We start from the raw sequence: 17,831 nt of genomic DNA on the forward strand, positions 1-17,831 counted from the left end.
TCCGCCCGGTGGCCGCCGGCTCCGCGACGGCGCGCGGCTCCGTAGCCGTGGACTCACAGCCGGCGACGGCCCGCAGTCGGATCCGTCACAGCTGCGCTGCAAGCCGCCCCGAGCGGCCCGGGCGACCGCGCGCCGCTCGTACACTCGGCGCGTGGACACGACCCTGGATGACCCTCTCGTCGGGCGCGTACTCGACGGCCGCTACCGCATCGACGCGCGCATCGCGGCCGGTGGCATGGCCACGGTCTACCGGGCCGTCGACACCCGCCTCGACCGCGTCCTCGCCCTGAAGGTGATGCATCCGCAGCTCGCCGAGGACGGTGCCTTCGTCGACCGGTTCATCCGGGAGGCGAAGTCCGTGGCGCGCCTCGCGCACCCGAACGTGGTGGCCGTCTTCGACCAGGGCACGGACGGGCCGTACGTCTACCTGGCCATGGAGTACGTCTCCGGCTGCACCCTGCGCGACGTCCTGCGCGAGCGCGGCGCGCTCCAGCCGCGGGCCGCGCTCGACATCTTCGAGCCGGTCCTCGCCGCGCTCGGCGCCGCGCACCGGGCCGGCTTCGTCCACCGCGACATGAAGCCCGAGAACGTCCTGATCGGCGACGACGGCCGGGTCAAGGTCGCCGACTTCGGCCTGGTCCGCAGCGTCGACGCCGTCACCAGCACCACCGGCTCCGTCCTCGGCACCGTCTCGTACCTGGCGCCCGAGCAGATCGAGAACGGCGTCACCGACACCCGCGTGGACGTCTACGCCTGTGGTGTCGTCCTGTACGAGATGCTCACCGGCGCCAAGCCCCACACCGGCGCCACCCCCGCGCAGGTGCTCTACCTGCACCTCCACGAGGACGTCCCGCCGCCCTCGGCCTCCGTCCCCGGGCTCCCCGTCGGGCTCGACGAGCTCGTCGCACAGGCCGCCGCCCGCAATCCGGAGCTGCGGCCCTACGACGCGGTCTCCCTGCTGGGGCTGGCCCGCGAGACCCGGGCCCGGCTCAGCGACGGCGAACTGGACGCCCTGCCGCCGCAGGCCCGCGCCGAGGGCCGGTCGGCCGCCGAGGACCGCACCGGCGTGATCGCCCGTCCCGTGGACGCGCCGCGGCCCGCGGACCGCACCTCGCGGCTGGAGAGCCCGGCGCTCCCGCTCGCGCCGCACCGGCCCGTACGGAACCGGCGCCGCGGCCCGCGCCGCCGGACGCTCCTCGTCATCGCCGGGGTGCTGCTCGCGCTCGGCCTCGGCACGGGCGTCTGGTACATCAACGCGGGGCAGTTCACCCAGGTCCCCAACGTCCTCGGCAAGAGCGAGCAGCAGGCCAAGGCGCAGCTGTCGGCGGCCGGACTCGGCGTGAAGCGCGTCGACCGGAAGTTCAGCGACGCCTTCGACCGCGGGACGGTCATGAACTCCGACCCCGCGGGCGGCCGGCGCATCCGCGGCAACGGCGCGGTGACGCTGACCGTCTCCCGCGGCCCGGAGGTCGTCTCGGTGCCCAACCTGAAGGGCCGGACGCTGGAGCAGGCCAAGGCCGAGCTGACCCGGGCCGGTCTGGCCCCCGGTGTCGTCGCCCAGGCCTTCAGCCAGGACGTCGCGCGGGGATCGGTCATCTCCTCGGACCCGGCGGGCGGCGAGCGGCGGGCCCCCGACACGGCGGTCGCGCTGGTGGTCAGCAAGGGCCGCCCGGTGGAGGTACCGAGCGTGGCCGGGCTGCCCCTCGAACAGGCGCGGACCGCCTTGGAGGGCGCCGGGCTGCGGTCGGCCGCGGCCGACGAGCAGGTCAACTCCCCCCTGCCGGCCGGTACGGTCGCCAACCAGTCGGTCGGCGCCGGCGCCCAGGCCGCAGCCGGGGACGTCGTCACCCTGACCGTCTCCAAGGGCCCCCGCCAGCTCCCGGTGCCGGACGTGACCGGCCAGAACGCGGACGCGGCCCGCCGGACCCTGGAGGGCGCGGGCTTCAAGGTGCGGGTGGAGCGGCCCCTCTTCTCCTTCAGCAACACGGTGGCGCTCCAGTCGGTGCCCGCCGGCCAGAACGCCCCCGAGGGCAGCACCATCACCATCCGGACCAAGGGGCTGTAGGGGTACGTGGAGCACGTGACGCACGAGGACGGGGCGGACCGCGCCGCCCTGCGCAACCCGGTGGGCGGGCACGTCCCGGTCGCCGGCGGCCTCGCCAAGGTGGGGCTGGCCTACGCGCGCGAGATGGGCGCCGAGGCGGTGCAGGTCTTCGTCGCCAACCCGCGCGGCTGGGCCACCCCGACCGGCAGCCCGGTGCAGGACGAGCGGTTCCGCGCCGCGTGCGCGGCCGGGTCGATCCCGGCGTACGTGCACGCCCCGTACCTGATCAACTTCGGGTCGCACAACGCGGCGACCGTGGAGAAGTCGGTGGAGTCCCTGCGCCACTCGCTGCGGCGCGGCCGGGAGATCGGCGCGCTCGGGGTCGTGGTGCACACCGGATCGGCCACCGGGGGCCGCCCGCGCGAGGCGGCGTACGCGCAGATCAGGGAGCACATGCTGCCGCTGCTCGACGAGCTGACGCACGAGGACGACCCGTTCCTGCTGCTGGAGTCCACGGCCGGGCAGGGCTCCTCGCTGTGCTCGACGGCCGAGGAGTTCGGGCCGTACTTCGAGGCGCTGGACCGGCACCCGATGCTGGGGATCTGTCTGGACACCTGCCACCTCTTCGCCGCCGGGCACGATCTGGCGGAGCCCGGCGGGACGAAGCTGACGCTGGACCTACTGGTGGACACGGTGGGTGAGGGCCGGCTGAAGCTGGTGCACGCGAACGACTCGGAGGCGGCCGTGGGCGCGCACCGGGACCGGCACGCCAACATCGGCCGCGGCCACATCGGCCGGGAGGCCTTCGCGGAGCTGTTCACGCACCCGGCGATGGCGGGCGTACCGCTGATCACCGAGACGCCGGGCGGCCCGGAGGGGCACGCGGCGGACGTGGCACTGCTGAAGGAGCTCCGCGGGTCGGGTTGACCAGCGGGGCGGGAATACCCCAGAGGGGTATACCGTTCCCTTCGTCGGCAGAACCGCGAGCGGACATTCCCCAGGGAGTCGTCATGGAGCAGTCGCACGCGCACCACGGACACGACGACGGGCACGGGCACGGCACCGGAGGACCGGTCAGCTGGGCGGAGGCCGCCCGGGCCACCCTCCACTGCCTCACCGGCTGCGCCATCGGCGAAGTCCTCGGCATGGTCATCGGCACCGCGCTCGGATGGGGGAACGTCCAGACGATGGCCCTCGCGATCGTCCTCGCGTTCTTCTTCGGCTACGCGCTCACCCTGCGCTGGGTCCTCGCGGCCGGCGTGGGCCTGCGTGCGGCCGTCCGGGTGGCGCTGGCCGCGGACACCCTGTCGATCGCCGTCATGGAGCTGATCGACAACGGCGTGATCGCGCTGTGGCCCGGCGCGATGGACTCCCACCTCACGGAGCCCGTGTTCTGGACCGTCCTGGCGATCGCCCTGGCCGCCGCGTTCGTGATCACGACCCCGGTCAACAAGTGGATGATCGGCCGCGGCAAGGGCCACGCGGTCGTCCACCGCTACCACCGCTGAGGGCGGACCCCGCTACAGCTCGGGACCGTCCCCCGGCTCCTCCTGGTACGAGTAGCGCTGCTCGCGCCAGGGGTCGCCGATGTTGTGGTAGCCCCGCTCCTCCCAGAAGCCCCGCCGGTCCGCGGTCATGTACTCGATGCCGCGGACCCACTTGGGACCCTTCCAGGCGTACAGGTGCGGAACCACCAGCCGCAGCGGGAACCCGTGCTCGGCGGTGAGGAGTTCACCCCCCTGATGGGTGGCGAAGACGGTCCGGTCGGAGGCGAAGTCGGCCAGCCGCATGTTGGAGCTGAAGCCGTACTCGGCCCACACCATCACGTGGGTGACCTGCGGCGCCGGGGGCGCCAGAGCGAGGATCGTACGGGTCAGCACCCCGCCCCATTCGGCGCCCAGCATGCTGAACTTCGTGACGCAGTGCAGGTCCGCCACGACCGAGTCGAACGGCAGGGCCGCGAACTCCTCGTGGTTCCAGCAGTGCTTGTCGCCGCCGGCCGTCGCGCCGAAGACGCGGAACTCCCAGCGGTCCGGCTTGAACTTGGGTACGGGACCGTAGTGGGTGACCGGCCAGCCCCGCTGCAACCGCTGCCCCGGTGGAAGCTCCGACTGCTCTGCTCCCGGAGATTCCCGGCTTTCCGGCTGACCCATGTCTCCATGGTGACAGATTGGGCAGGGTGGTCATGACCAGGTCTGGCCCGATTCGGGCAAGTCCCGGCAACTCCCACTAAGGAGGCACTTACTGGACTGCCTCCGGCAGCGGTGCAAGGATGCGCGCACCTGCCCCGTCACATAGTTGACACTGCCTGGAAGGAGCCTCTGCGATGCAGGGCGACCCCGAGGTCCTTGAGTTTCTGAACGAGCAGCTGACCGGTGAGCTGACGGCCATCAACCAGTACTGGCTGCACTACCGCATCCAGGAAAACAAGGGCTGGACCAAGCTCGCCAAGTACACGCGTGAAGAATCCATCGACGAGATGAAGCACGCGGACAAGATCACCGAGCGCATCCTGATGCTCGACGGTCTGCCGAACTACCAGCGCCTCTTCCACGTGCGCGTCGGGCAGACGGTCACGGAGATGTTCCAGGCGGACCGCCAGGTCGAGGTGGAGGCGATCGACCGCCTCAAGCGCGGCATCGAGGTCATGCGCGGGAAGGGCGACATCACGTCCGCCCGCCTCTTCGAGGACATCCTGGAGGACGAGGAGCACCACATCGACTACCTCGACACCCAACTGGAGCTCATCGAGTCCCTCGGCGAGCCGCTGTACATCGCGCAGCTCATCGAGCAGCCCAGCTGACCTGCGGGCTTACGAAAGCTAGGCGGCTTCCACGAGGGTCGGCGCGCGCGCCGGCTCCACGTCGGCGGCGAGCACGGCCGCCGCGCTGCCCTTCTCCAGCAGGTCCCGGCGCGGGCACGCACCGCGTCCGAGCATGCCCTGGATGGTGCGCACGCAGGAGCCGCAGTCGGTGCCGGCCTTGGTGGCCGAGGCTATCTGGCGCGGGGTGCAGGCCCCGGCCGCCGCGTGGTCCTTGACCTGCTTGTCGGTGATCCCGAAGCAAGAGCAGACGTACACGCGGTTCACCTCTCTGGACGGAATGGTTCGGCGGCCACCCCTGTTCGGTGAGGCTTACCTAACCGTACCCAAAGTTAGGCAACCCTAAAAGCCCCCGGCACGACGATGGGGCGCGGATCACATCGATCCGCGCCCCTTTGCCGTGGGAAACCACGTACTGATCGGGTGGGCCTACTGGTCCCGGTACATCTCGGCGACCAGGAACGCCAGGTCCAGGGACTGGCTGCGGTTGAGCCGCGGGTCGCAGGCCGTCTCGTAACGCTGGTGCAGGTCGTCGACGAAGATCTCGTCGCCGCCGCCCACGCACTCGGTGACGTCGTCACCGGTGAGCTCGACGTGGATGCCGCCCGGGTGGGTGCCCAGGGCCTTGTGGACCTCGAAGAAGCCCTTGACCTCGTCGAGCACGTCGTCGAAGCGGCGCGTCTTGTGACCCGAGGCCGCCTCGAACGTGTTGCCGTGCATCGGGTCGGTGACCCAGGCGACGGTCGCGCCGGAGGCGGTGACCTTCTCGACCAGCGCGGGGAGCTTGTCGCGGACCTTGTCGGCGCCCATGCGGACGACGAACGTCAGCCGGCCCGGCTCGCGGTCCGGGTCCAGGCGGTCCACGTACGTCAGCGCCTCGTCGACCGTCGTGGTGGGGCCGAGCTTGATGCCGATCGGGTTGGCGATCTGCGAGCAGAACTCGATGTGCGCGTGGTCCAGCTGGCGGGTGCGCTCACCGATCCAGACCATGTGGCCCGAGGTGTCGTACAGCCGGCCCGTCCGCGAGTCGGTGCGGGTCAGCGCGCCCTCGTAGGCGAGCAGCAGCGCCTCGTGCGAGGCGTAGAACTCGACGGCCTTGAACTCCGCCGGGTCGGTGCCGCAGGCCTTCATGAAGTTCAGCGCGTTGTCGATCTCCCGCGCGAGCTGCTCGTAGCGCTGTCCGGACGGGGAGGACCGCACGAAGTCCTGGTTCCAGGCGTGCACCTGGCGCAGGTCGGCGTAGCCGCCGGTGGTGAAGGCGCGCACCAGGTTCAGCGTCGAGGCCGACGCGTGGTACATGCGCTTCAGCCGCTCGGGGTCCGGGATCCGGGCCTCTTCGGTGAAGGCGAAGCCGTTGACGGAGTCGCCGCGGTAGGTCGGCAGCGTGATGCCGTCGCGGGTCTCGGTGTCCTTGGAGCGCGGCTTGGAGTACTGGCCCGCGATGCGGCCGACCTTGACGACGGGCACGGAGGCCGCGTACGTCAGGACGGCGCTCATCTGGAGCAGCGTCTTCAGCTTGGCGCGGATGTGGTCGGCGGACACGGCGTCGAAGGCCTCTGCGCAGTCGCCGCCCTGCAGCAGGAACGCCTCGCCCTTGGCGACGGCTCCCAGACGGGCGCGCAGCTGGTCGCACTCACCCGCGAAGACGAGGGGAGGATACGACTCGAGGTCCGCGACGACAGCGCGCAGGGCCTCGGCATCGGGGTACGAAGGCTGCTGCGCCGCGGGAAGGTCTCGCCAGGTCGCCTTGGCGGCGGGGGCTTGGGGTTCAGCGTTCACGGTCACCCCGTACACATTACGGCGTCCTACGGCGCGCCCTGCCCGAAGACCACAACGTGAGACGGATGTCCGGACATGGCGGGGAGCGGACTCTCCGCCTCCGCAGCGGGGCGGGCCGGGGTCCTCGCATGTACGCACCCGCGCACCGGAACGGGTGTCGAGGTGCTCCTCGGTCCGGGGGTACCGACCGGTCTCCCGCGGCGGCGGGACACCGGTCAGTACGGGGCGACGAGGGTGTTCTCCGAGCGGCGGCCCGCCAGGTGGTCGGCCACGTTGGCGACGGTGGTGTCGATGATCTGCCCCACCGCGTCGCTCGTGTAGTACGCCTGGTGCGAGGTCACCAGCACGTGCGGGAACGTGACGAGCCGGGCGAGCGTGTCGTCCTCCACCGCCTCCAGGGACTTGTCCAGGAAGAAGACCCCCGCCTCGGCCTCGTACACGTCCAGTCCCACGCCCGCGAAGCGGCCCGCCCGCAACTCCGTGACCAGCGCGTCCGTGTCGATCAGCCCGCCCCGGCTGGTGTTCACCAGGATCGCGTCGTCGCGCATCAGCCGCAGCGCGTCCGCGTCGACGATGTGGCGGGTCGAGTCGAGCAGCGGCACGTGCAGGCTGACCAGGTCGGAGGAGGCGAGCAGCTCCTCCTTGCCGACGTACTTCATGCCGAGCTCGACGCACGCCGGGTTGCGCGCCACGTCCCAGCCGAGCAGGTTCATCCCGAAGCCGTGCGCGATCCGGGTGAACGCCTCCCCGATCTTTCCGGTGCCGAGGACGCCCGCCGTGCGGCCGCGCAGGTCCCGTCCCATCAGCCCGTTCAGCCGGAAGTCGAAGTCCCGGGTCCGGATGGAGGCCCGGACGATCCGGCGGTTCACGGCCATCGCCAGTGTCCAGGCGAATTCGGCCACCGCGTACGGGGAGTAGTACGAGACCCGGCTGACCGTCATGCCCAGCTGCCGGGCCACGTCCAGGTCGATGTTGTTGAAGCCGGTGGACCGCTGGGCGATCTGCTTCGTGCCGCCCGCCGCCAGGGTCCGCAGCACCCGGCCGTTCAGGTCGGCGTTCACGCTGGAGGAGACGACCTCGTACCCCGCCGCGATGGGCGCGGTGTCCTCGCTGAGGAAGACGTCGAGGCAGCGGATCTCGTGCTGCCCCGCGAAGGCGCGCTCCAGGAGCGGCCTCTCGTCGGCGGTCACACCGAATGCCAGGATCTCCACGTTTGCTCCCGTACGTCGAACCATGGACCGTTCGTCACCTTATGACCCGTGATCTTCGGGCGCCGCCCCGCGTCAGCCGAAGAAGACCCCGGCCTCCCGGTACAGCGCGGGGTCCACCGTCTTCAGCTTCGCCGCGGCCTCGGCCATCGGGACCCGGACGATGTCGGTGCCCCGGAGCGCGACCATCTTGCCGAAGTCCCCGTCGCGCACCGCGTCGATCGCGTGCAGCCCGAAGCGGGTCGCGAGCCACCGGTCGAACGCGCTGGGGGTACCGCCGCGCTGGACGTGCCCGAGCACCGTCGTACGGGCCTCCTTGCCGGTGCGGGCCTCGATCTCCTTGGCCAGCCACTCGCCGACCCCCGACAGCCGGACGTGGCCGAAGGAGTCCTTGGTGGCGTCCTTGAGGACCATGTCGCCGTCCTTGGGCATGGCGCCCTCCGCGACCACGACGATCGGCGCGTGGCTCGCCTCGAACCGGGAGGTGACCCAGGCGCAGACCTGATCGACGTCGAAGCGCTGCTCGGGGATGAGGATGACGTTGGCGCCGCCCGCGAGCCCCGAGTGCAGGGCGATCCAGCCCGCGTGCCGGCCCATGACCTCGCAGACCAGGACCCGCATGTGCGACTCGGCAGTAGTGTGCAGCCGGTCGATGGCCTCGGTCGCGATGCCGACGGCGGTGTCGAAGCCGAAGGTGTAGTCGGTGCCGGAGAGGTCGTTGTCGATGGTCTTCGGGACGCCGACGCAGGGGATGCCGTACTCGTCGTTCAGCCGGGCCGCGACTCCGAGGGTGTCCTCGCCGCCGATGGCGATGAGCGCGTCCACCTCGTACTTGGCGAGGTTGTCCTTGATGGCCCGTACGCCGTTCTCCCGTTCGAACGGGTTGGTGCGCGAGGAGCCCAGGATGGTGCCGCCGCGGGGCAGGATCCCGCGGACGGCCGGGACGTCGAGCGGTACCGCGGTTCCGTCGGCGGCTCCGCGCCAGCCGTTGCGGAAGCCGATGAACCGGTACCCGTACTCCTGGTCGCCCTTGCGGACGACGGCCCGGATCACCGCGTTGAGCCCGGGGCAGTCGCCGCCGCCGGTCAGCACTCCGACCTTCATGGGTTCTCCCTTCGCCATGGCGGTCACGCTAGTGGTGACACAGGTCACAGCAAGGGTCCTGAAGGGGTCGGTTCGCGTGGAACACGGGGTCGTCGCGGCGCCCGTTCACCCGCACGGGGACGCCGGTACGCCGTACGCCACCCCGGGCGGTGCTCCGTTCGAGGCGGTCAGGCGTCGTCGAGGCCGCGCTCGATGGCGTACCGGACGAGCTCCACCCGGTTGTGCAGCTGGAGCTTGCCCAGGGTGTTCTGGACGTGGTTCTGGACCGTGCGGTGCGAGATGACGAGCCGCTCCGCAATCTGCTTGTACGAGAGCCCCTTGGCCACCAGCCGCAGCACCTCGGTCTCCCGGTCGGTCAGCTGGGGCGCCTTCGGCTCGTCGGAGGCGGCCGGTGCCGGGTCGGTGGCCAGGCGCCGGTACTCGCCGAGCACCAGACCGGCCAGGCCGGGCGTGAAGACCGGGTCGCCGGCGGCCGTGCGGCGGACCGCGTCGATGAGCTCCTGGGCGCCGGCGGACTTCAGCAGGTAGCCGGTCGCACCGGACTTCACCGCCTCCAGCACGTCCGCGTGCTCGCCGCTGGCCGACAGGACCAGGACCCGCAGCGCCGGGTTGGCGCCGACCAGCTCCTTGCAGACCTGCACTCCGGGCATGCCGGGCAGGTTGAGGTCGAGGACCAGCACGTCGGGCGTGGTGGCGCGGGCCCGGCGGACCGCCTCGGGTCCGTCGCCGGCCGTCGCCACCACGTCGAACCCGGCGGCGGCGAGGTCGCGGGCGACCGCGTCCCGCCACATCGGGTGGTCGTCGACGACCATGACCCGGATCCCGTGCAGTGCGTTCGGTTCGTTCACGTCGGTGCGCTCGCTCATCTCTCGTCCGTTCTCCCCCTGGGTACTTTCAGTTCCACTTCGGTGCCCTGCCCGGGGACGGACACCAGCTCGGCGCTGCCACCGAGGTCGCGCAGCCGGCCGCGGATGGACAGGGCCACCCCCATCCGCCCCTCGCCCTCGGCCTGGTCGAGCCGGCCGGCGGGGATGCCCGGGCCGTCGTCCCGTACGGTCACCACCACCTCGTCGCCCCAGTCCTCGACCAGGATCCAGGCGCGGGCCCCGTCCCCCGCGTGCCTGCGCACGTTGTCGAGGGCGGCGCCGACCGCCGCGGCCAGCTCCTTCGCCGCGGGCACCGGCAGCGGCACCGGGGTGCCCGGCTCGGCGAAGCTCACCCGCGAACCGGCGTGCGGGGCGAGGAGCGTCCGCAGGTCCAGCTCGCCGCCGTCGCCCGGCTCCTCCACCTCGTACGTGTCCACCAGCGCACCGAGCGCTCCGTCGCGGGAGACCCGCGAGGGGTGCACCAGCCCGCTGGAGACCAGGGTGCGCAGGGCGACCTCCTGCTCCCCCGCCATGCGGCCGAGGTCGGCGGCCTCGCCGCCCAGTTCGGCGCCTCGCCGCTGGACCATGGCGAGGACCTGGAGGACGCCGTCGTGGATGTCGCGGGCGAGGCGCTCCCGTTCCCGGGTCGCGGCCTCGATCTCCAGGGCGCGGGCGAGGGTGGCCTCGCTGGCCCGGGCGACCTCGACGACGTAGCCGATGGCGATGGAGGCGACCCACACGAGCAGGACGTTGTGCAGGGTGTCGCGGGTGGGCTCGCCGCCGTGGATGACGATGTTGGCCGCGGCCACGAAGGTGGAGGCGAACCCGGCCCACCGCCAGCCGCCCTTGATGGCGAAGGCCAGGACGGAACCGGCCGTCCAGATGGAGGGCAGGGTCGGGCCGCCGTCCGCGATCCGCTCGTGGCTGTCGGCGAGCGGGGTGAGCAGGATCCCGGCGAGGGCGACGGTGAGGTCGGCGCCGAGGAAGCGCTTGGTGCAGCTGGCGGCGTTCGCCACCCGCGGGGAGGCGGCCAGCGTCCACACGGCGAGGACGCAGAGGTAGCCGACGGCGACCGCGGGACGGGCGAACTGCCGGTACGAGGCGGCGAACAGCAGTACCGCGTAGATCATGGTGAGCAGCCGGTAGGCCGTCAGGGCCCGCCACAGCGGCTGCTCGACCGACATGCGCACGACGCGTTCGCGCTTCGCCATCTCCCCACCCCCCCGCGGGCGGTTCGCCCGCCGCTACTCGGTCTTGCCTTCGGGCTGCGCGCCCTTCTCGACCTTCTCGGCCTTGGCGGCCTTCTCCGCGTCGGCGATCTGACGCTTGGCCGCCGTCGCGTAGATGTCGACGTACTCCTGGCCGGAGAGCTTCATGATCTCGTACATGACCTCGTCGGTCACCGAGCGGAGGATGAAGCGGTCCCCGTCCATGCCGTGGTAGCGGCTGAAGTCCAGCGGCTTGCCGATCCGGATCCCCGGGCGCATCAGCTTGGGGACCACCTTGCCGGGCGGCTGGATCTTCTCGGTGTCGATCATCGCCACCGGGATCACGGGCGCTCCGGTGGCCAGGGCCACGCGGGCCAGGCCGCCGGGCTTTCCGCGGTAGAGGCGGCCGTCGGGTGAACGCGTCCCCTCCGGGTAGATACCGAACAGCTCCCCGCGTTCGATGACGTCGACGCCGCTCTTGATCGCGGCCTCGCCGGCCCCGCGCGCGCCGGAGCGGTCCACCGGGAGCTGGCCGACGCCCTTGAAGAAGGCGGCCGTCAGCCTGCCCTTGACGCCCGGGGAGGTGAAGTACTCCGCCTTCGCGATGAAGGTGACCTTCCGGTCCAGCACGGCCGGGAGGAAGAAGGAGTCGGAGAAGGACAGGTGGTTGCTCGCGAGGATCGCCGGCCCCTCCGCGGGAATGTTCTCGAGGCCCTCCACCCACGGCCTGAAGGCGAGCTTCAGGGAACCGCCGATGGAGAACTTCATTGCGCCGTAGATCAACTCGAAAGCCTTCCTGTGTCTGTCGAACAGACCTTATCCCTTGGCTCCGCCGGGAGCGGCCCGACGACCCTGGTCGGTACCACCCCGGTCGCGTACGGTGAAGTCACACAGAGCAACGCCCCCACCCGACGTACATCATGATCAAGGAGACCCTGGTGCCCGTCCTCCCTGGAGCCGAGCCGTTCCGCCACGAGGGCGGAGAGGTCGGCGTCCTCCTCTGCCACGGCTTCACCGGCTCCCCCCAGTCGCTGCGCCCCTGGGCCGAGTACCTCGCCGGGCGGGGCCTCACGGTGTCGCTGCCGTTGCTGCCCGGGCACGGAACGCGCTGGCAGGACATGCAGCTCACCGGCTGGCAGGACTGGTACGCCGAGGTGGACCGCGCACTGCGGGAGCTGCTGGACCGGTGCACGCAGGTGTTCGTCTTCGGGCTGTCGATGGGCGGCGCGCTGAGCCTGCGGCTGGCGGCCAAGCACGGGGACGCGATCAGCGGCCTGGTCCTGGTCAACCCGGCCAACAAGGTCCACGACCCGCTCGCCGTCGCCCTGCCGGTGGCCAGGCACTTCATCCGGTCGACGCCGGGCATCGTCAGCGACATCGCGAAGCCCGGCTCGGAGGAGGTCGGGTATGACCGCATCCCGACGCACGCCGCGCACTCGCTGCGCCGGTTCCTGCAGCTGGTCGACGCGGAACTGCCGCAGGTGACGCAGCCGCTGCTGCTGCTGCACAGCCCTCAGGACCACGTCGTACCGCCGGCCGACTCGGCTCGCGTCCTGGCGCGGGTCTCGTCGACGGACGTCACCGAGACCCTGCTGGAACAGAGTTACCACGTCGCGACGTTGGACCATGACGCGGAGCGGATCTTCGCGGACAGTTTTGCGTTCGTCGGCCGGCTGGCGGAGAGCGTGGGCAGGGAGGGGGCGGAGGCGGGTGGCTGAGCACGAGGAGCAGTCGGGCGGGGTTCCGCCGCTGGACGAGGAGGCGGCGTGGGCCGCGATCGTCGCCGGGTACGGGCAGGAGCCGCCGGACCCGCCGGGGGCCCGGCCGTTCAAGCCGATCGAGAACCTGCTGCTGCCGGAGGAGGACGTGAAGCCGCTGCCCTCCGAGGCGGGCCCGAAGACGGGGTCCACGACCGGCTCCGCGGCGGACGCGGAGCCGGAACCCGTGCCTGAGCCGGCGGCGGACACGAAGCGGAAGCCGGAGCCGCCGGCGGAGCCGGGTTCCGGCCCGGCCGCGGAGCCCCCGGCGGCGGCGGCGCTGGGCAGCTCGGTGGTCTTCGCGCCGGGCGTGGGCGGGGCGGGCCCCCGGGACCACTCGCTCGCCGAGCCCGGGGACGACGACCTGACGGCGGCCGAAGAGGGCCACTTCGTGCCCCCTGAGCCGGAGTTGCCGCCGGCGGACACGACGTCGAAGTTCGCGTGGCTCGCGGTGGTCGGCGGCCCCGTGCTGCTGCTCTTGGCGGTGCTGCTGCAGTGGCAGATGACCTGGTGGCTCACGACGCTGGGCATCGGCGGCTTCCTGGGCGGCTTCGCGACGCTGGTGGGGCGCATGGCGCACGACGACGACGAGGACGACGACCCGGGCCGCGGCGCGGTCGTCTAGGGCGGGGCGCCGGCCGGGGGTGGAGCCCCACCCCCGGCCGGCACACAACCCCAGCCCCGGACCCCACGATCCCGCAGGGGCACGATCCCAACCCCGGGCCTCACGGTTTCACCCCCGCAGGGGCACGATCTCAGCCTCCGGGCCTCACGATTCAGTCCCGCAGGCGCACGATCCCAGCCCCGGGCCTCACGGTTCCACCCCCGCCGGGGCACGATTTCGGCCTTGCCGGCGTATGGGGCGCGGAGCCTCGGCGGCGGCCCCGCGACATCGAAGCCGCAGCGCCCCAGCCCGTCCGCCCCCGCGGGCCCCGCCGGGGCACGATTCCAGCCTCGCCGGCGTTTGAGGCGCGGGGTCCGGGGCGGAGCCCCGGCGGCGGCCCCCCGAACCAGGCGCCCGAACCGGCCTGCCCGGCCGGCCCCCGGCTACGGCTGCGGCGCCGGCGCCGGCAGCCGCAGCACCGCCAGCACCGGCAGGTGATCGGTCGCGGCCGCCAGATCTGCGGCCTCCACCCCCGCCAGCCCCGCAGGGACCCCGCAGGCCAGCACCTCCACGCCCCCCGTCACGAAGACCGCGTCGATGCGCCGCTCCGCGCCCCGCGCCGGGAAGGTGTGCTCCCCGCCCCACGGCGCGACCGTCCGGCAGTCCCGCAGGCCCGTGGCCAGGCGGCCGAAGGCCGGCCCGTCAGGGGTCTCGTTCACGTCGCCGGCCGCGATCCCGTACGGGACGTCCATCGCCGCGAGCCGGTCCATCAGCAGTCCCGCCTGGTCCACCCGCTCGGCCCGGTCCAGCGACAGGTGCGCGGAGACCAGCCCGACCCGCGCCGCCCCGAAGCGGACGACGGCCGTGGCGAAGCCCCGGCGGTGCAGGCCGGGGGTCAGCGGCAGCAGTACGTCCTCCGTACGCTCCACGAAGGCCCGCAGCGAGCAGAGCAGCAGCGGTCCGGCCGCCGTCGCTCCGCCGCCCAGCACCACCAGGTCGCACTTGGCGGCCAGCCGGGCCGCGTGCTTGCGCCACCGGAAGAACCGGGGCGCCTCCTGGACGAACACCAGGTCCGGCGCGCACGCCCGGATGACCCGGGCCAGCGCGTCCTCGTCGTCCCGCAGCGAGCGGATGTTGTAGCCGAGTACCCGGATCACGGCAGAACCGTCGGGCTCCGTAAGAGACGTGGGCAGCGCGGGCAGCGCGGGCAGCAGGTCCATGCCCGCAAGATACGCAGCTGCCCGCCGCTCCCCCAGGGGGCGCGGCGGGCGGTCACGTCACAAGGAGGGCTCAGCCCTGGCGCGCGAGGTCGGCGGCGCCGACGAGGCCGGCCTTCCCGCCCAGTTGGGCGGCGAGCACCTGCGCGTGCGGACGCCACGCGCCGCCGATCAGCCAGCGCTTGAACGACTTGCGGATCGGGTCGAGGACGAGGTCGCCCTCGTCCGAGACGCCGCCGCCGACGATGAAGGCCGACGGGTCGAACAGCGAGGCCAGGTCGGCCAGGCCCGCGCCGGCCCAACGGGCCAGTTCGCGGAAGGAGTCGACGGCCACCAGGTCGCCCTGCCGGGCGGCCTGGCTGATGTGCTTGCCCTCGATGCCCTCGGGGGTCCCGTCACCGAGCGAGAGCAGGAACTTCGCGTTCTCGGGGGTGGCGTTGGCGCGCTGCTTGGCGTACCGCACGAGCGCGCGCCCGGACGCGTACTGCTCCCAGCAGCCCTGACTGCCGCAGCCGCACAGCAGGCCGTCGGGGACGACCCGGATGTGCCCGAACTCGGCGGCGACGCCGAAGCGGCCGCGGCGCAGCTTGTTGCCGATGATGATGCCGCCGCCCAGGCCGGTGCCCAGGGTGATGCAGATGACGTCCTCGTGGCCCTGGCCGGCGCCGAACCGGTACTCGCCCCAGGCCGCGCAGTTCGCGTCGTTCTCGACGACGACGGGCAGGCCGATGCGCTGCTCGACCTTGTCCTTGAGCGGCTCGTGCCGCCAGTTGATGTTCGGTGCGAAGAGCACCGTCGCGCGCTTGTCGTCCACGTATCCCGCGGCGCCGATGCCGACGGCGTCGATGGTGTGACTGCTGCTGACCTCGGAGACGGCGGCACAGATCGCGTCCGTCACCCCGTCCGCGGTCGGCGGGGTGGGCACCTTGTACGTCTCAAGGATGGTGCCCTCTTCGTCGACCACGCCCGCCGCGATCTTCGTGCCGCCGATGTCGACGCCGATGGTGAGTCCCATTAGTCCCTCGGTTTCCGGTCAAACCCCGCCACGGGCAACCGTACCCGAGGGTGGCGGAGGTTCAGTCGAGATCGATCCGCTCGGCCGGGCCCGCGTCGGGGCCGTCGTCGCGGGGGTCGGACTCCCGGCGCGGCGCCGGGGGCTCGTTCCGCGTCCAGCGGGCCTCGTGGCCCCCGACCGCGGAACGGTAGGCGGCGAGCAGCTCGGAGCCGGCGGCCGCGAGGTGGTCGAAGACCTCGGGGTTGCGCTCGATGACGGGCTGGGCGGCGGTCTTGGCCTGGTTGACGAACTGGCGCACGGCGCCCTGCGCGGCGACGCCGAGGAGCGGGTTGTTCAGCCCGGACACCTTGTCGGCGACGGCGTCGAAGAGTTTGAACAGCTCTTCGGCGGCGGTCCCGGTGGTCCCCGCGCGGGTGCCGTCCTGCCCGCGCAGGCGCTCCTTCTCCGCGGCGAGGTCCTCGGCGCAGGCCTTGGCCCAGGCGTCGTCGTCGGTGGGGCGGTCGGTGGCCTCGCTCATGGCGGACTCTCCTGCTGCGACTGCGGGGCGGCGGTACTGGTCACCTTCGACGTTACCCGAACGGCGGTACGGGTTTCAGGACGTACGCGGCCACTGGCCCGGATCCGGGGTGAACCGGATGCGGAGCACGTCCTCGGCCAGGGCGGCGCCGGAGACGGTGCAGCGGCGCAGCGCGGACGGCAGCGGAACGATCCTGCGGTACGGGCCCACGGTGAGCAGCAGCTCGTCGCCGCGGCGGATCAGGTCGAGGTCGTCCTTGCGGGCGTGGGGCAGCCGTACGGCCCAGACGAGTACGCCGTCCTCGGCGAGCCGGTCCTCCACGGGCCAGGCCCGGTGCTCCCGGCCCGGCCGCCCCGGGGCGAGGCCTCCGCCGCCGGCCCGGGCGCTGAGCTCCGCCAGGTCGTCCGGGCCCTGCGGGTCGCGGCCCAGGTGGGGCAGCTCCCGGAGCGGGACGGCCGGGTCCCGCTCGCGCAGGAACGCCTGCTGCTGGGCGGCGACGGACGCCGCCCACGGGTCGGCGGAGTCCGCCGGGGCGAGCCGGTTGGCGACGAGGTCGTCGGTGCCCAGCTGGTGCAGGGCGAGGCCGAGGGCTCCGGTGCGCAGGGCGGCGCCGGCGGCCGGACCCGGCTCGGCGACCAGCCGGACGGAGGTGGTGCCGGCCTCGACGACGGCCTGGACGGCGGCCAGCTCCTCGTCCCAGCGGGCGGCGGCCTCGTAGAGCCACTGGGCGGGCATGGGGACGCCGGCCAGCTGGGCCAGTACGGGGCGCAGGGCGCGGGCCGCCTGCCGCTCGGCGGGGAGCAGCCGGGCGAGGTAGCGGCGCAGCTGGGCGGGGAGGGCGAGGGTGGCGACCGTCTGGTGCAGCGGCGGCATGTCGACGACGACGAGGTCGGTGCCGGGAGCGGCGGCGGCCCGGCGCAGGGCGCGGAGCAGGGCGAACTGTTCGGCGCCGGGCAGTTCGGTGAGCTCCTCGGCCCCGAGGGGGCGGGCACCGACCATGCCGAGCAGGGCGGAGCCGCGGTCCTGGAGGGCGACGAGTTCGTCGCGGAACTCCTCGCCGGAGTCCACCCGGGCCACGCGGAACCCGGCGGCCACGGGGACCGCCCGCAGTCCGGGCACGACCTCGGCGGACGGTCCGGCCGGTGCGCCGACCAGGGCGGCCACCGGGTCGCCGGGGTCCCCGGACAGCAGCAGCACCCGCTGCCCCTGCCGGGCGGCGGCGAGGGCGGTGGCCGCGGCCACGGTGGTACGCCCGGCCCCGCCGGGGCCGGTGATCAGCAGGGTGCGCATGGTGCGGCTACTCCGGTTCGGTGGTCATCGGCGGCGCCGCGGCTTCCCGGGGCTCCGCCCCGTACCCCGCGCCTCAAACGCCGGCGAGGTGTCATTCCCCCACCGCCGGCCACATCCAGCCCCGCCGGCGGCCGAGGCGCGGGGCCCGGGGCACGGAATCCGCGGCGAAGCCCGAGAGCCTGCGCCGGCCACATCCAGCCCCGCCGGCGGCCGAGGCGCGGGGCCTGGGACACGGAATCCGCGGCGAAGCCCGAGAGCCTGCGCCGGCCACATCGAGCCCCGCCGGCGTTTGAGGCGCGGGGTCTGGGGCGGAGCCCCAGGGCGCGGTACCCCCGCCGCGCAGGGCGCAGGGCCCGGGGCGGAGCCCCGGCTGCGCGGAGCCCCGGGCCCGGGGGCGGTAC

At 72.9% G+C, this 17,831-nt stretch carries 18 protein-coding genes; 6 read left to right on the forward strand and 12 right to left on the reverse strand.

Annotation, left to right across the window (positions count from 1 at the left end):
• Window positions 1-151: 151 nt before the first annotated feature.
• The 3 genes from pknB (at window position 152) to ACFWW8_RS01455 (ending at window position 3,552) form a co-directional block, all read left to right on the forward strand.
• Window positions 152-2,065: a Stk1 family PASTA domain-containing Ser/Thr kinase gene (pknB, locus tag ACFWW8_RS01445; protein ID WP_386522032.1), complete on the forward strand. Its 1,914-nt coding sequence runs from the start codon at window positions 152-154 to the stop codon at window positions 2,063-2,065.
• A 48-nt stretch (window positions 2,066-2,113) separates the two neighbouring features.
• A complete protein-coding gene (locus tag ACFWW8_RS01450) occupies window positions 2,114-2,971 on the forward strand; it encodes a deoxyribonuclease IV (RefSeq protein WP_386522230.1) in 858 nt (285 codons plus the stop codon).
• A gap of 83 nt (window positions 2,972-3,054) precedes the next feature.
• Window positions 3,055-3,552: a DUF4396 domain-containing protein gene (locus ACFWW8_RS01455; protein WP_386522035.1), complete on the forward strand. Its 498-nt coding sequence runs from the start codon at window positions 3,055-3,057 to the stop codon at window positions 3,550-3,552.
• Window positions 3,553-3,564: 12 nt separating this feature from the next.
• On the opposite strand, the gene ACFWW8_RS01460 is transcribed toward ACFWW8_RS01455, so the two are convergent.
• The gene (locus tag ACFWW8_RS01460) at window positions 3,565-4,197 is read right to left on the reverse strand and encodes a sulfite oxidase-like oxidoreductase (protein ID WP_386522037.1); all 633 of its coding nucleotides are present in this window, start codon (window positions 4,195-4,197) and stop codon (window positions 3,565-3,567) included.
• 173 nt (window positions 4,198-4,370) lie between these two features.
• Here ACFWW8_RS01460 and bfr point away from each other — a divergent pair, with 173 nt between their 5' ends.
• Complete coding sequence (bfr, locus tag ACFWW8_RS01465; protein WP_383927899.1) at window positions 4,371-4,847, forward strand: bacterioferritin; 477 nt, start codon at window positions 4,371-4,373, stop codon at window positions 4,845-4,847.
• 18 nt (window positions 4,848-4,865) lie between these two features.
• Here bfr and ACFWW8_RS01470 read toward each other — a convergent pair whose 3' ends face one another.
• From ACFWW8_RS01470 to ACFWW8_RS01500, 7 genes are all read right to left on the reverse strand, one after another.
• Window positions 4,866-5,123 carry a bacterioferritin-associated ferredoxin gene (locus ACFWW8_RS01470; protein ID WP_386522040.1) on the reverse strand — a complete coding sequence of 86 codons (258 nt, stop codon included), beginning with the start codon at window positions 5,121-5,123 and terminating at the stop codon, window positions 4,866-4,868.
• Window positions 5,124-5,294: 171 nt separating this feature from the next.
• Entirely contained in the window at window positions 5,295-6,659 is a 1,365-nt protein-coding gene (locus tag ACFWW8_RS01475) for a class II 3-deoxy-7-phosphoheptulonate synthase (RefSeq protein ID WP_386522043.1), read from the reverse strand.
• A 200-nt stretch (window positions 6,660-6,859) separates the two neighbouring features.
• Window positions 6,860-7,855, reverse strand: a complete 996-nt coding sequence (locus ACFWW8_RS01480) for a 2-hydroxyacid dehydrogenase (RefSeq protein WP_386522046.1) — start codon at window positions 7,853-7,855, stop codon at window positions 6,860-6,862.
• Window positions 7,856-7,927: 72 nt separating this feature from the next.
• Window positions 7,928-8,956 (reverse strand): 6-phosphofructokinase, encoded by a 1,029-nt coding sequence (locus tag ACFWW8_RS01485; protein ID WP_386522233.1) that lies wholly within the window; start codon window positions 8,954-8,956, stop codon window positions 7,928-7,930.
• Between the two features lie 167 nt (window positions 8,957-9,123).
• Window positions 9,124-9,822, reverse strand: coding sequence for a response regulator (locus tag ACFWW8_RS01490; RefSeq protein WP_386522049.1), 699 nt, complete (start codon window positions 9,820-9,822; stop codon window positions 9,124-9,126).
• Window positions 9,819-11,033, reverse strand: a complete 1,215-nt coding sequence (gene macS / locus ACFWW8_RS01495) for a MacS family sensor histidine kinase (RefSeq protein WP_386522052.1) — start codon at window positions 11,031-11,033, stop codon at window positions 9,819-9,821. Before macS ends, ACFWW8_RS01490 begins: the two co-directional genes overlap by 4 nt.
• Before the next feature lie 33 nt (window positions 11,034-11,066).
• The gene (locus tag ACFWW8_RS01500; protein ID WP_386522236.1) at window positions 11,067-11,798 is read right to left on the reverse strand and encodes a lysophospholipid acyltransferase family protein; all 732 of its coding nucleotides are present in this window, start codon (window positions 11,796-11,798) and stop codon (window positions 11,067-11,069) included.
• Window positions 11,799-11,968: 170 nt separating this feature from the next.
• On the opposite strand from ACFWW8_RS01500, the gene ACFWW8_RS01505 reads away from it, so the two are divergent.
• Complete coding sequence (locus ACFWW8_RS01505; RefSeq protein ID WP_386522055.1) at window positions 11,969-12,748, forward strand: alpha/beta hydrolase; 780 nt, start codon at window positions 11,969-11,971, stop codon at window positions 12,746-12,748.
• On the forward strand, window positions 12,741-13,412 hold the full coding sequence (locus ACFWW8_RS01510) for a hypothetical protein (protein WP_386522058.1): 672 nt from the start codon (window positions 12,741-12,743) through the stop codon (window positions 13,410-13,412). Before ACFWW8_RS01505 ends, ACFWW8_RS01510 begins: the two co-directional genes overlap by 8 nt.
• A 422-nt stretch (window positions 13,413-13,834) precedes the next feature.
• Here ACFWW8_RS01510 and ACFWW8_RS01515 read toward each other — a convergent pair whose 3' ends face one another.
• From ACFWW8_RS01515 to ACFWW8_RS01530, 4 genes are all read right to left on the reverse strand, one after another.
• Window positions 13,835-14,611 (reverse strand): endonuclease/exonuclease/phosphatase family protein, encoded by a 777-nt coding sequence (locus tag ACFWW8_RS01515; RefSeq protein ID WP_386522060.1) that lies wholly within the window; start codon window positions 14,609-14,611, stop codon window positions 13,835-13,837.
• 70 nt (window positions 14,612-14,681) lie between these two features.
• Window positions 14,682-15,623: an ROK family glucokinase gene (locus ACFWW8_RS01520; RefSeq protein ID WP_386522063.1), complete on the reverse strand. Its 942-nt coding sequence runs from the start codon at window positions 15,621-15,623 to the stop codon at window positions 14,682-14,684.
• A 61-nt stretch (window positions 15,624-15,684) separates the two neighbouring features.
• A complete protein-coding gene (locus ACFWW8_RS01525) occupies window positions 15,685-16,140 on the reverse strand; it encodes a DUF5304 domain-containing protein (protein ID WP_386522066.1) in 456 nt (151 codons plus the stop codon).
• 75 nt (window positions 16,141-16,215) lie between these two features.
• Window positions 16,216-17,430: an ArsA-related P-loop ATPase gene (locus ACFWW8_RS01530; protein WP_386522069.1), complete on the reverse strand. Its 1,215-nt coding sequence runs from the start codon at window positions 17,428-17,430 to the stop codon at window positions 16,216-16,218.
• Window positions 17,431-17,831: the final 401 nt, after the last annotated feature.

Source organism: Streptomyces sp. NPDC058701 (genome assembly GCF_042715295.1).
In the GTDB taxonomy this organism is placed as follows: domain Bacteria; phylum Actinomycetota; class Actinomycetes; order Streptomycetales; family Streptomycetaceae; genus Streptomyces.